This is a genomic window from Paraburkholderia sp. RL18-101-BIB-B, assembly GCF_046026985.1.
In the GTDB taxonomy this organism is placed as follows: Bacteria; Pseudomonadota; Gammaproteobacteria; order Burkholderiales; family Burkholderiaceae; genus Paraburkholderia.
Genome location: NZ_JARESV010000070.1, coordinates 1 through 12,792, shown reverse-complemented (window position 1 = coordinate 12,792; position 12,792 = coordinate 1). Strand labels below are relative to the sequence as shown.

Here is a 12,792-nt window from a genome sequence, read left to right as displayed (position 1 = left end):
GTCGAGATCATTCCGACGCATTGCTGTCTTCCGGCCAACGGTTTTCGAACACGCAGTCGGTAAGCGGCATGCGGCTCGCCCAGCGTTCGGTTTCCAGCATCGGCTCGCTATAAAACTGGTCGACGTGGCCCAGACACAGAATCGCCACGGGCCGCGCGCCCTCGGGCATGTGCAGCAGTTGGCGAACCACGTCGACGTCGAACAGCGACACCCAGCCCATGCCGAGACCCTCGGCGCGCGCGGCCAGCCACATGTTCTGGATCGCGCACGCCACCGACGCGAGGTCCATCTCCGGCAAGGTCCGGCGGCCGAAGATGTGGCGCTCGCGGCCGTCCATCAGCGCCATCACCAGCAACTCGCCGCAGTCCAGCATGCCTTCCACTTTCAGCTTCATGAACTCTTCGCGGCGTTTGCCGAGCGCATCGGCGGTGGCGAGGCGTTCGTTCTCCACCGTGTCATGCAAAGCGGTCCGAAGCGCAGGATCGGTGATCCGCGCGATTCGCCACGGCTGCATGAAGCCGACGCTCGGCGCGTGATGCGCCGCGTCGAGCAGGCGCTGCAGCACGGCGGGGTCGACCGGATCGCGCACGAAATGGCGCATGTCGCGGCGTTCGTAAATCGCGCGGTAGACGGCGTCGCGCTCGGAATCGTTAAAAGGCTTCGCCATGGAACAGGGCGGCCGTGAAGGCCGGGTTGGAGGGCCAATAAGCGTGCATGTAAGTCGCCACGACCGAGCCGGCGCGATAGACGGCCTCGCCCGGCGCGTCGCCCTGCGGCCGGGTCGCTGAACGCAGCGGCGTAAGCGACGTGTTCAGCTTCGAGTAATGAAACGTATGGCCCGTCATCGGCCCGTGCAGGCTGTCGATCTGCTGCATGCCGAGCGCGGTGAAGCGCGTTTGCATCGTCGCGTGGCCGGGCAGCAGGCCGAGCATCGATGTGGTCACGCCGTGCGTGTCGGTGAGTTGGTCGAGCAGATAGAGCATGCCGCCGCATTCGGCGACGAGCGGCTTGCCGGAGCTCGCGTGCGCGTGAATGCTTGCGCCGCTGCGGGTGTTGCCGGCCAGCGTGGCGGCGTGCAGTTCAGGGTAGCCGCCGGGAAGGTACAAAGCGTCGGCGTGTTCCGGCAGTGCTTCGTCGGCGAGCGGCGAGAAGAAGGCGACTTGCGCGCCGAGTGCTTCCAGCAGCGCGATGTTGGCCGGATAGATGAACGAGAATGCGGCGTCGCGCGCAATCGCAATCGTCTTGCCTTCCAGCAGGCGCGGCAGGACGTCCGATAAGGGCGCGCCGAATTCGACAGGCGGTGGCAGTTCGGCGAGCGCGGTGCGGCCTAGAGTGTCAGCGGCACGATCCAGGCGCGCGTCGAGATCGTCGATTTCGTCCGCCTGATGCAAGCCGAGGTGACGATCGGGCAGCGCGATTTCATCGCTGGCGGCAATGTGCCCGCACCAGCGCAACTCCGGCGGCAACGCTTCTTCGAGCATCTGCGCATGCCGCGCGGAGCCGACGCGATTGGCGAGCACGCCATAAAACGGCACCTGCGGCCGGAATTGCGCGAGACCGAAGGCGACCGCGCCGAAGGTCTGCGCCATCGCCTTCGCCGAAATCACCGCGAGCACCGGCACGCCGAACGTGGTGGCGAGATCGGCGCTGCTCGGCGTGCCGTCGAACAGACCCATCACGCCTTCGATCAGGATCAGATCGGCTTCGGCGGCCGCTTGCGCGAGCAGCGTGCGGCAGGCGGCTTCGCCCACCATCCATAGATCGAGTGAGAGCACGGGCGCGCCGCTCGCGCGCGCCAGAATCATCGGATCGAGAAAGTCCGGTCCGGTCTTGAAGACGCGCACGCGTCGCCCCAGCCGCCGATGGTAGCGCGCGAGACCCGCCGTGATCGTGGTCTTGCCTTGGCCCGACGCGGGCGCGCTGATGAACAGGGCGGGGCACGCGGCCATCGCTCAGAACTCCACGCCGCGCTGCGCTTTCACGCCTTGCTCGCGATACGGATGCTTGACGATGCGCATTTCGGTGACGAGATCGGCGGCTTCGATCAACGCGTCCGGCGCGTGGCGGCCGGTCACCACCACATGCAGCATGGGCGCGCGCGCGGTCAGCACCGCGAGGACTTCGTCCAGCGGCAGGTATTCGTACTTGAGTACCGTGTTCAGCTCGTCGAGGATCACCATCTGGTAATCGCCGCTCTCGATCATGCGGCGCGCTTCGTCCCAGCCTTTGCGCGCGGTCGCGATGTCGGCGTCGCGGTTCTGCGTGTTCCAGGTGTAGCCGTCGCCCATCGTGACGAAATCGCAGTTGGCGATCGCGCCGAGAAAGTCGCGCTCCGACGTGTGCAGCGCGCCCTTGATGAACTGCACGACACCCAGGCGCATGCCGTGGCCGAGCACGCGCACGGCCATGCCGAACGCGGCGGTGGTTTTGCCTTTGCCGGTGCCGGTGTTGACGATCAGCAGGCCTTTTTCGACGGTGGCGTTGGCCTGTTTTTTCTCGTGGCCTTCGCGGCGACGCTCGGTCATGCGTTGATGCGATTCGGGATCGGTCTTCATGGCAGGTCCTGTTACTGAGTGTCGTTGTTTGGGTGTTCACTATCGGCGTGCGCGGCGCTCGAAGCAATCGCCACGGTGACGCCGGCATGGACGGTTTTGCGCACGACGAGGCGGGCTCGATCCGCATTGAGCGCGCCGGGTTCGCCGAGCCCGGCAGTCGCGGCAAGCAGCGCACACGGCTCGCAAACACCGTCCACGCCGAGATGCTCGCGCACTGCCGCCGAAGGCTGCGCCACGGGCATCGACGCGATCTGATCAAGGCTGAAGAATGTCAGCGGCAGCGCATGACGTGCGCAAAATTCGAGCAGGCCCGTTTCGTCGGCTTTGGTATCGACCGAGGCCACGCTGCGGATTTCGTCGAACGAATGCGCGCCGAGCGCGGCGCGCACCGCGGCTTCGATCTGCGCAGCCGGGCTGTGCAAACGGCAACCGATGCCGACGCTCAGCGTTTTCATTGCGTATCCGTTCCGTCTGCGGGCGGCGTTGCAGCGTCGGCCTGCGCCGCCGCGCGCTCCAAGGCTAGCGACGCCACACCGCCGATCACCACGATCGCCGGCGAGCCGAGCCCGGCGCGCGCGACGATATCGGCGAATTCGCCGAGCCGGGCGAGCGCATGGCGTTGCCCGGGACGCGTGGCCGATTCGATCGCCGCGCACGGCGTGTCGGCGCTCATGCCGGCCGTGAGCAACGCGCCGACGATATCGTTGAGCCGCCGCATGCCCATGTAGATCACGAGCGTCATGCGGGTGGCCGCGAGCGCGGCCCAGTCCGGCTCGCCGCTGCCCGCGCCGTGTCCGGTGACGAACACCACGCCCTGCGCGTGATCGCGATGCGTGACGGGAATGCCGATCGCCGCGGGCGCCGCGATTCCCGCAGTAATGCCGTTGATGACTTCCACCTCGATGCCCGCCGCGTGCAGTGCCTGCTGTTCTTCGCCGCCACGGCCGAATACGAACGGATCGCCGCCTTTCAAACGCGCGACGCTGCGCCCGGCCCGCACATGTTCGAGCAACTGCGCGACGATGCCGTCCTGCGGCGTGGATGGATGGCCGCCGCGTTTGCCGACGTAGACGACGAGCGCGTCGGCACGCGCGAACTGCAGCACCTCGGGATTCACCAGATCGTCGACCAGCACCACGTCGGCCTGCGCCAATGCACGGGTCGCCTTGATGGTCATGAGCTCGACGTCGCCGGGGCCGGCGCCGATCAGCCAGGCGCGGGTCATCGCGGCGTGCATGGCGAGCGCCATGTCGTGACAAGCGGAAAGGGGTAAAGCGCGGACGGTCGCCAGGCGGCGGACTTTGGGGTCATGCGGTACGACGGATTCAGGCACGGCGCAATGTGTGGCGCGTAGCGATTCCAGCCGGAATCCGCATACGTGGACACACTATGTCGTGCTTCAGCGCCTTCACATCCGTCCCTCGCGGATTCCGGCGGCCGGCGGCGCGATGTTGCCCTGAGGTTCGCCGCCTCCGCGTCTGGCCGGTATCCGGGCTGGCGGCCTCATGCGCTTTGCCTTCCCGTCCGCATTCGCTGGAATGTGCTGGACAGTGGCATCGAAAAAACGCATGCGCGGCGCAAGACAACTCAAGATTGCGCCGCAGGTCGCTTACCGTTGCGGGGACAGCACAGGTTGAGCGCATGGAGCGCCGCCTGTTTCCCGTTTAACTGCACACGCGAATGCATGTGCGGGCACCAAACGCGCGCATACGATAGCACATGGCGCCCCGCCCGATAAGCGCTTGCGGCTTGCGGTTCCTTGACGGCACCGGGCCGCGGGCCTACACTCGCACGCACTTTGGTGCTCGTATGCGCGCTCGTGCGCATGCAGTTAAACGGGAAACAGGGTGCCCACCTGCCATGGATCGGGTCAACCTGTGCTGCCCCCGCAACGGTAAGCGAAATGTGGTGCTAAGTTCAGTTCATTAGCGCCGCGGAGCCGGCTTCGATGTCCACGCGCAAGGCCGCGTCGGCATATCACCACTGGGCGAGAAATCACTCGCCCGGGAAGGGGAAGCGGCGCTTTCGCCAGCCCGGATACCGGCCAGAATACGAAGGACGAACGCCGCGGGGATGCGGCGCTGCGTTCATGACCTCATTCCCGCTTTCTGTTTTTCTGTTGTCGCGGCAACGCCGTCGTTCGTCCCCGTGTTTTGTTATCGTCGTGGCTGGCCGGGCCTGTGCCTCGTTTTGCCCGGCGTAGGCAGATGGCCATACAGACACAGCGGCGTGCGCGTGCAACTCCTACGGATGGACCTCACGATGCAAACTCAAATGCGCAAGATCCCCGTCACCATCGTCACGGGCTTTCTCGGCAGCGGCAAGACCACGCTGCTGCGGCATATTCTTCAGCATGCGGGCGGCAAGCGCATCGCGGTGATCGTCAACGAGTTCGGCGAACTCGGCATCGACGGGGAAATCCTCAAGGGTTGCGGCATAGGTTGCGATGAAAACGGTGTCGAAACCGAAGGCCAACTGTATGAACTCGCGAACGGCTGCTTGTGCTGCACCGTGCAGGAAGAGTTTTTTCCGGTGATGGAAAAGCTCGTGGAACGCCGCGATCAGATCGATCACGTGCTGATCGAGACGTCGGGTCTCGCGTTGCCGAAGCCGCTGGTGCAGGCCTTCAACTGGCCGCAGATCAAGAACAGTTTCACCGTCGATGCCGTGGTCACCGTGGTGGACGGCCCGGCCGCCGCGAGCGGTCAGTTTGCCGACAACCCCGTCGCCGTGGATGCGCAACGCAAGGCCGATCCGAATCTCGATCACGAGTCGCCGTTGCACGAACTGTTTGAAGATCAGTTGTCCGCGGCCGATCTGGTGATTCTGAACAAGACGGATTTGCTCGACGACGCGCAGCAAAGCGCGGTTGAAGTGTTGCTCCGCGAGGAGATTCCGCCGCAAGTGAAGATCGTGCGCGCGCACATGGGGCAACTCGATCTGCACACGTTGCTGGGCCTCGAAGCGGCCTCGGAAGACACGATCCACTTGCGCCACGATCACCACGGTTCCGCCGACGACGCCGACCACCATCATGACGAATTCGACTCGGTGGTCGTGCAGGCGAATGTGTCGTCGCGCGAAGCGGTGATCGCTGCGTTGCAGCGTCTGGTCGAAACGAACACGATTTACCGCGTCAAAGGTTTCGCGGCGCTGCCGGGCGCGGTGATGCGTCTGGTGATCCAGGGCGTGGGCCGGCGCTTCGACAGCTATTTCGATCGACGCTGGCAGGCCGGCGAAAGCGGCCGGAGCCGCTTCGTGCTGATCGGCGAGGATCTCGATCAGGCCGCGTTGCAGCGCGCGTTCGACGCGGCGCTCGGCGTGCCGTCGAGCGTCGAAACGCAACAGGCGTAAGCGCTCATGCATCTGCTGCGTACCACGCCTGGCGGTTTTGTCGACGATACGCAAGGCGTGATCCGTATCGATCAGCAGCCCGCGGATATCGTGGTGCTCAGCTCCGCCGATACCACGCTGTCGCTGCTGGCGAGCGTTTTTCCGCGCCTGGGTGAGGGCTTCCCGAGCGTGCGGCTCGCGAACGTCACGTATTTGCGGCAATCGGCGTCGGTCGATTTCTATGTCGAAGACGTCTTGCAGCATGCACGCGTGGTGGTGGTCGATCACCTCGGCGGCGAGGCGTATTGGCCTTACGGCATCGAGCAGGTGGTGGCGCTCGCCGAGCGCAAGCAGCAGACGCTCGCGATGTTTTCCGGCGATCTGCAGGAAGATCCGAACCTGCTCGCGCGCAGCACCGCGAGCGCCGATCTGTGCCATCAGCTGTGGCGCTATCTGCGTGAAGGCGGCCCACAAAATGCCGAGGCGTTCCTGCGCTGTATCGCGCACCGTGTCTGCGGGTGGGGACGCGAACCGGCGCCGCCGCGCGCGTTGCCCGCCGCGACGCTCTACCATCCCGAGCGTGACACGCCGACGGTTGCCGATTGGCAGGCGCGCTGGCGGCGGGACGCGCCGGTCGCGGCGATCCTGTTCTACAAGGCGCATCTGCAGGCGGCCAATACGGCCGTGTTCGATGCGCTGATCGACGCGCTCGAATCGCAAGGTCTGAATCCGCTGCCGATCGCGATTACTTCGCTGAAAGATGCGATGAGCCGAGACGTCGTGCAGTCGCTGTGCGCGCAGCACGAGGTCGCGTTGGTGCTGAACACGACCGCCTTCGCCGCGTCCGCGATCGACGACCCCGAGCCACTTGCGCTCGCCGGCGACGCTCCGGTGTTCCAGGTGATCCTGAGCGGCGGCAATCGCGAGGATTGGGTCAAGGACAATCAAGGCCTCAATTCGCGCGATATCGCCATGCATATCGCGCTTCCGGAAGTGGATGGCCGCATCATCACGCGCGCGATCAGTTTCAAGGGACTCGCGTACCGTTGTCCTCACACTCAGGTCGACGTGGTGCGTTATCAGCCTGACGCCGAACGAGTGGGCTTTCTCGCTGAACTGAGCCGGCGCTGGTGCCGTCTGCGTTCATTCGATAACGCGGACAAGAAACTCGCGCTGATCCTCGCCAACTATCCGATGAGCGAAGGGCGCATCGGCAATGGCGTGGGCCTCGATACGCCCGCCTCGGTGGTCGGCATTCTGTCGATGCTGCGCGCCGAGGGCTATCGTCTCACCGACTTGCCCGCGAACGGCGACGCGTTGTTGAAGAAGCTCACCGAAGGCGTGACCAACGATCCGGTCGTGCGCGATCTGCGTCCCGCGCTGCAAAGCCTCGCGCTCGACGACTATCTCGGGCACTTCAATGCGTTGCCCGCCGAGGCGCGCCAGGCGCTGAACGCGCGTTGGGGTACGCCCGAACAGGACCCGACGCTGCGACGCGGCCGCTTCATGATCGCGGGCTGGCGCTGCGGACAGGTGTTCGTCGGCATTCAACCGTCGCGTTCGCGCGAACAGGGCGACTACGCGAGCTATCACGACGCCGAACTCGTGCCGCCGCATGCGTATCTGGCGTTCTATTTCTGGTTGCGTCACCAGTTCGGCATCGACGCAGTCGTGCATGTCGGCAAGCACGGCAATCTGGAATGGCTGCCCGGCAAGAGCGTCGCGTTGAGCGATGCCTGCTGGCCCGATCTGATTCTCGGGCCGATGCCGCATCTGTATCCATTCATCGTCAACGATCCGGGCGAGGGCAGCCAGGCAAAACGCCGCGCGCAGGCCGTCATCATCGATCACCTGATGCCGCCGCTCACGCGCGCCGAAAGTTACGGACCCTTGCAGGATCTCGAGCGCCAGGTCGACGAATATTATGAAGCGCTGATGGTCGATCCGCGCCGCTCGAAGCTGTTGCGACGCACGATTCTGGCGACCATCGTCGAACATAAGCTGCATGAGGAGCTGAGTCTCGCGGCGCCGAACGGGCAGGACGATGAAGACGCGCTGCTCACGCGCGTCGATGCGTGGTTGTGCGAGTTGAAGGAGGCGCAGATTCGCGATGGCTTGCATACGTTCGGGCAATCGCCTGATGGCGTGCAGCGGCGCGATACGTTGCTGGCGTTGGGGCGTTTTCCGGTCGGCGACGGCCAAGGCGGCAAGGCCGGTTTGATCGACGCGCTGGCGCGTGATCTGCGGATGGATCATCTGTTCGATCCGCTGTCGGTGGACTGGTCGGCGGCGTGGGATGGGCCGCGTCCCGATGTGCTGCAGCGCGTGAGCGATGCGCCGTGGCGGCACTGTGGCGATACGCGGGAACGGTTGGAGTTGCTGGCGGCCGAGTTGCTACGTGATGTGTGTGGCGATCGAACGGACGCATCGGTAGCGCCGTTTTATGCGGCCGGCTTGCCGCAAGCGGAGCAGGTGATCGAGCGTCTGCGTAACGACGTGTTGCCACGGCTCGACGCTTGTGGTCCGCAGGAAATACTTCAATTGAAGCGTGGCCTCGAAGGGCGTTTCGTGCCGCCGGGGCCGAGCGGTTCGCCATCGCGTGGCCGGCCCGACGTGCTGCCCACCGGCCGCAATTTCTATTCGGTCGACACGCGCGCAGTTCCCACGCAAGCCGCCTGGTCGCTCGGCTTGAAATCGGCCCAGCAGTTGATCGAACGGCACTTGCAGGAGAAAGGCGACTATCCGCGCGCCATTGGGCTTTCCGTCTGGGGTACCGCGACCATGCGCACGGGCGGCGACGATATCGCCCAGGCGCTCGCGTTGCTCGGCGTGCGGCCGAAGTGGGCGCCGGGCAGCCATCGCGTGACCGATTTCGAAATCATGCCGATCGAGGCGTTCGACCGACCGCGTATCGACGTCACCCTGCGGGTGTCCGGTTTCTTCCGCGACGCCTTCGCCAACGTCATGCATCTGTTCGACGCCGCCGTGCAGGCCGTCGCCGAACTCGACGAACCCGAGGACGTGAATCCGATTCGCGCACGCGTGCTGCGCGAACGCGATGCGTTGATCGCGCGCGGCATGGATGCCGCCGAAGCGCGCAAGCGCGCCGGCTGGCGCGTGTTCAGCGCGCGGCCCGGCGCATATGGCGCGGGTCTGCAGGACATGATCGATTCGCAGCAATGGCAGACCGACGCCGATCTCGCGAACGCGTATCAGGCGTGGGGCGGTTACGCGTACACGCAAAAGAACTCGGGCGAAGAAGCTCGCCACGCGTTCGGCACGCGCCTCGCCGCGATGGACGTGGTGCTGCAGAACCAGGACAACCGCGAGCACGACCTGCTCGATTCGAACGACTACTACCAGTTTCAGGGCGGCATGGTTGCGGCGGTGCGGCATCTGGCTGGCGATCAGCCGAGCGTGTATCACGCCGACCACAGCAATCCGGCCGCGCCGCGCGTGCGTACGCTGCATGAGGAGATCGCGCGCGTGATCCGCTCGCGCGTGGTCAATCCGAAATGGCTGGATGGCGTGAAGCGTCACGGCTACAAGGGCGCGGCTGAAATCGCCGCGACCGTCGATTATCTGTATGGCTACGATGCGACCGCGCGCGTGATCGCCGGTCATCAATATGCGCTCGTGACCGATGCCTATCTGAACGATGCGGACACCCGTGAGTTCTTGCAGCGGCATAACCCGCACGCGTTGCATTCGATTTGCGAGCGTCTGCTCGAAGCCATGCAGCGCGGTTTGTGGCAGGCGCCCGGCGACTATCGCGCGCAAGTCGAACAGCATCTGCTCGCGAGCGAGCAGCAGATCGAAGGAATGCAAACATGAATCCAGCGATGAGTGCGGGCGCCGCGCGGCCGGCTTTTCCCTTTGCCGCGCTGATCGGGCAGGCGCCGTTGCAGCAGGCGCTGCTGCTGGCCGCCATCGATCCGGGCTTAAGCGGCGTGCTGGTCACGGGGCCGCGCGGCACGGCGAAATCGACCTCCGCGCGCGCTCTGGCTGAGTTGTTGCCGCAAGGGCAACTGGTAAATCTGCCGCTTGGCGCCAGCGAAGATCGTTTGATTGGCACACTCGATATCGAAACCGTGTTGCGCGACGGCTCGGTGCGGTTCTCGCCCGGTCTGCTCGCGAAAGCGCACCACGGCGTGCTGTATGTGGACGAAATCAATCTACTGCCCGACGCACTCGTCGATGCCTTGCTCGACGCGGCTGCGAGCGGCGTGAATACCGTTGAGCGCGATGGCGTGTCGCATAGCCATGACGCCAGCTTCGTGCTGATCGGCACGATGAATCCTGAAGAGGGCGAACTGCGGCCGCAATTGATCGACCGTTTCGGCTTGATGGTCGAGTTGCAGAACTGCTTCGAGCCGCGCGTGCGTCAGGCGATCGTGAAGGCACGGCTGGCGTTCGATCTGGATCCACAGGGCTTTCGTGCGGACTATGCGCAGCAGCAGGCGGCTTATATCGAGCAGATTCGAGCGGCGCGCGAAGCGCTGCCGCAACTCGCGTTCGACGACGCCGTGCATGCGCATGTCAGCGAGCTGTGCATCGGCGCCGCCGTGGATGGCCTGCGCGCCGATCTCGTGATGCTGCGCGCGGCGCGCGCGTTGGCGGCGCTCGAACAGGCGGCCGCGGTGACGGCCGAGCATGTCGATCGGGTGGCCGAGGCGGTGTTGGTTCATCGGCGCCATGTTCGCGAGTCGCAGGCCGAAGGCGATGCGCGTAAGCGTGACGCCGAGCGGGAGGCTTCTTCCGATAGCCGTGCTTCATCTGCGGAAGGAAATGCGCCGCCGGCCGCCGCTACCGGCGATAGCGATTGGGGCTACCTCGCGCCCGAACCGGCCGGGACCACGCACGTCAAAGGCGTCATACCGCTTAGCGTAAAAAAACGCTGAGCCATCGGAAGGGCGCCGCCGCTGACTCGCGCAGCGGTTTTCGATGGCGGCAAGGCGCGGGCGTGGGTGGGCGCGGCCGCTTGAGCGGGGAACCGCGCAAGCGCATCGACTGGCCGCCGACACTCGCCGCGATGCGCCAGGACGCGCTGCGCGCCGAGCATCTGCGTTTCGTGCGCGAGGCGCCGCGCGGCGGTGTGCTGCATTGCTTCGTACTCGATTGCTCCGGCTCCATGCTGGCCGGGCAGCGCCTCGCACTTGCCAAGGGACTGCTGATCGCCTTGTTCGATCGCGCGAGCGCCGCGCGTGCCGAGGCGGCGTTGGTCTGTTTCGGCGGCGCCGGTGCGGATGTGCGTTTCGGCCCAGCTGTGCCCCGCTGGTGGAACGAGCGGTGGCTGAGGCCCGTGGGCGGCGGAGGCGGCACGCCGTTGACGGCGGGCGTCCGGCGAGCAACCGAACTGCTGGAGCGCAGCGCGCGCCGCAAGCCCGGGCAGCAACGCTGGTTGTGGATTCTGACCGATGGTCGCACGCGTGATATGCCGGTGCGGCCGCTCGATGTGGACGAAGTCGTATTCGTCGATTTCGAGCGCGAGGCGATCCGGTTGGGACGTTGCGAAATGCTCGCCGATGCGTGGGGCGCGCGGCGTTTCACGCCGGAAGAACTGATGGGCTGAGCGGCGCGTGGGGCGTTTCGCTCTCGGGCCTGCGCTTATTTCAGACCGCTCGACCAATACACCACGTCGTCCTGGCGGTCGAACACGAAGACTTTCATCGCCATTTGCTGAGACGCGTCGAGCTGATCGAGTTCGAGCCCGTGAGTCGAAGGCTCGCCGGGGCCGCCGCCTTTGTGCACGTTGCGGATCACCGCCGTGGTTTCGATCTCCGTGTCGAGATCCTTCGATTTCAGGCGGAACGCAACGCGCAAGCGGTCGCCGACGGCGCCCAGCGTCCACGAGGCGTCCAGCGACATGCCGAGTGCGCTGATGCCTCTCGCGAGTCCGAGGCCCTCATACGATTCCCCGCTTTGACCGATGCCGAAACGCACTGCGAGGTGCGCGCGGACGCGGATCGACTTGCGTTCGCGCAGGCGGCGGATCACGCCCGGCTTCGACAGCACGACGTAGTCGAACGGCGTGCGGCAAATCGCTTCGATCGTGCAGACGAAACGAAACACCGCATGGCTGGCGATCGCGACGATTTCGATGTTTTCGCCGACGCCCAGCGGGAGCATGCGGCCTTCGTGCATCGGCGGAGTGACGAAGAGCGAAAGATTCGGCGCGAAACCGATGATGCGGCACGGATGCATCGGCGCTCCGCTGCCGAGCTGCGAGCGCACACCGATCAATGCACCGATTTCCAGATGCATGTCCTTGAGCGTCAGTTCGCCGTTGGGATCCGCTTGTGGCTCTGCCTGGAGCGGCGGTTGCGTGGCCGCGCCCACCAGGTCGCCGCGCTGCGGACGGAAGTGCCCGAACAGGAATTTGCGCTCGTCCGTGGTTGCCAGGATGGTGCCGCTGGCGAAAAGGAGCGTGCCGTCGGCGTCGACGATCGGCCAGTCGAGGGGCGTGCCTACCGGCACCTTCTCCGGATTCAGAGCTGGCATTTGGGCTGCGAGTGAGGTTTCCTCGACGTGTTCCTCAACTGGGTTATCCATGGTCGGCGGCCATTTAAGTGACAGGATATCTTGGTTGACGGCTGGCGAGAGGGAAACTTTAGGTTTTAGCGGCGCGGCCGGCTTTCCAGTTCTTGCGACGCTTCTTTCGGGTGTGCGCCGGATGGGTCTCGTGGCTCTCTATATGGTACGGAGGCTGGTTTGGCTGGTTGGCGGCGGGGAGGTGCGGTCGCGGATTACTGTTTGGCCGTCGCGAGTACGATTGCCTCATGAGTGGCCAATTAAATCGGATGGCTAACTAATTTGGCAGCGTTGTGGTGGTGGTCTGTTTCGGTGTCTCTCAACTTTCTGAAAAATATTGCGCGAAGGGGTTGACGACCTGTCGCTCGCTCTC

At 65.1% G+C, this 12,792-nt stretch carries 10 protein-coding genes and 2 riboswitches; of the genes, 4 read left to right on the top strand and 6 right to left on the bottom strand.

What is annotated here, in order from left to right; all coding sequences use genetic code 11:
* Nucleotides 1-7 precede the first annotated feature (7 nt).
* The 5 genes from bluB to cobA are packed head-to-tail and all read right to left on the bottom strand — an operon-like array spanning nucleotide 8 to nucleotide 3,780.
* Entirely contained in the window at nucleotides 8-667 is a 660-nt protein-coding gene (bluB, locus tag P0D73_RS42550) for a 5,6-dimethylbenzimidazole synthase (protein WP_132377047.1), read from the bottom strand.
* Entirely contained in the window at nucleotides 651-1,949 is a 1,299-nt protein-coding gene (locus tag P0D73_RS42545; RefSeq protein WP_408435772.1) for a cobyrinic acid a,c-diamide synthase CobB, read from the bottom strand. Before P0D73_RS42545 ends, bluB begins: the two co-directional genes overlap by 17 nt.
* 3 nt (nucleotides 1,950-1,952) lie before the next feature.
* Nucleotides 1,953-2,555: a cob(I)yrinic acid a,c-diamide adenosyltransferase gene (gene cobO / locus P0D73_RS42540; protein ID WP_132377049.1), complete on the bottom strand. Its 603-nt coding sequence runs from the start codon at nucleotides 2,553-2,555 to the stop codon at nucleotides 1,953-1,955.
* Nucleotides 2,556-2,566: 11 nt separating this feature from the next.
* Entirely contained in the window at nucleotides 2,567-3,010 is a 444-nt protein-coding gene (locus tag P0D73_RS42535; RefSeq protein ID WP_408435770.1) for a cobalamin biosynthesis protein, read from the bottom strand.
* The gene (cobA, locus tag P0D73_RS42530) at nucleotides 3,007-3,780 is read right to left on the bottom strand and encodes a uroporphyrinogen-III C-methyltransferase (RefSeq protein ID WP_408435785.1); all 774 of its coding nucleotides are present in this window, start codon (nucleotides 3,778-3,780) and stop codon (nucleotides 3,007-3,009) included. Before cobA ends, P0D73_RS42535 begins: the two co-directional genes overlap by 4 nt.
* Before the next feature lie 238 nt (nucleotides 3,781-4,018).
* A riboswitch (cobalamin riboswitch) is annotated at nucleotides 4,019-4,270 on the bottom strand.
* A 67-nt stretch (nucleotides 4,271-4,337) separates the two neighbouring features.
* Nucleotides 4,338-4,618: riboswitch (cobalamin riboswitch) on the top strand.
* 199 nt (nucleotides 4,619-4,817) lie between these two features.
* On the opposite strand from cobA, the gene cobW reads away from it, so the two are divergent.
* From cobW to P0D73_RS42510, 4 genes are all read left to right on the top strand, one after another.
* Complete coding sequence (cobW, locus tag P0D73_RS42525) at nucleotides 4,818-5,909, top strand: cobalamin biosynthesis protein CobW (protein ID WP_408182664.1); 1,092 nt, start codon at nucleotides 4,818-4,820, stop codon at nucleotides 5,907-5,909.
* A gap of 6 nt (nucleotides 5,910-5,915) precedes the next feature.
* Nucleotides 5,916-9,722 carry a cobaltochelatase subunit CobN gene (gene cobN, locus P0D73_RS42520; protein ID WP_408435768.1) on the top strand — a complete coding sequence of 1,269 codons (3,807 nt, stop codon included), beginning with the start codon at nucleotides 5,916-5,918 and terminating at the stop codon, nucleotides 9,720-9,722.
* Nucleotides 9,719-10,789 (top strand): magnesium chelatase ATPase subunit I, encoded by a 1,071-nt coding sequence (locus P0D73_RS42515; RefSeq protein WP_408318090.1) that lies wholly within the window; start codon nucleotides 9,719-9,721, stop codon nucleotides 10,787-10,789. The genes cobN and P0D73_RS42515 overlap by 4 nt, the downstream gene beginning before the upstream one ends.
* Before the next feature lie 131 nt (nucleotides 10,790-10,920).
* The gene (locus tag P0D73_RS42510; RefSeq protein WP_408318148.1) at nucleotides 10,921-11,460 is read left to right on the top strand and encodes a vWA domain-containing protein; all 540 of its coding nucleotides are present in this window, start codon (nucleotides 10,921-10,923) and stop codon (nucleotides 11,458-11,460) included.
* A gap of 35 nt (nucleotides 11,461-11,495) precedes the next feature.
* Here P0D73_RS42510 and P0D73_RS42505 read toward each other — a convergent pair whose 3' ends face one another.
* Nucleotides 11,496-12,440: a flagellar brake protein gene (locus P0D73_RS42505; RefSeq protein ID WP_408318089.1), complete on the bottom strand. Its 945-nt coding sequence runs from the start codon at nucleotides 12,438-12,440 to the stop codon at nucleotides 11,496-11,498.
* Nucleotides 12,441-12,792: the final 352 nt, after the last annotated feature.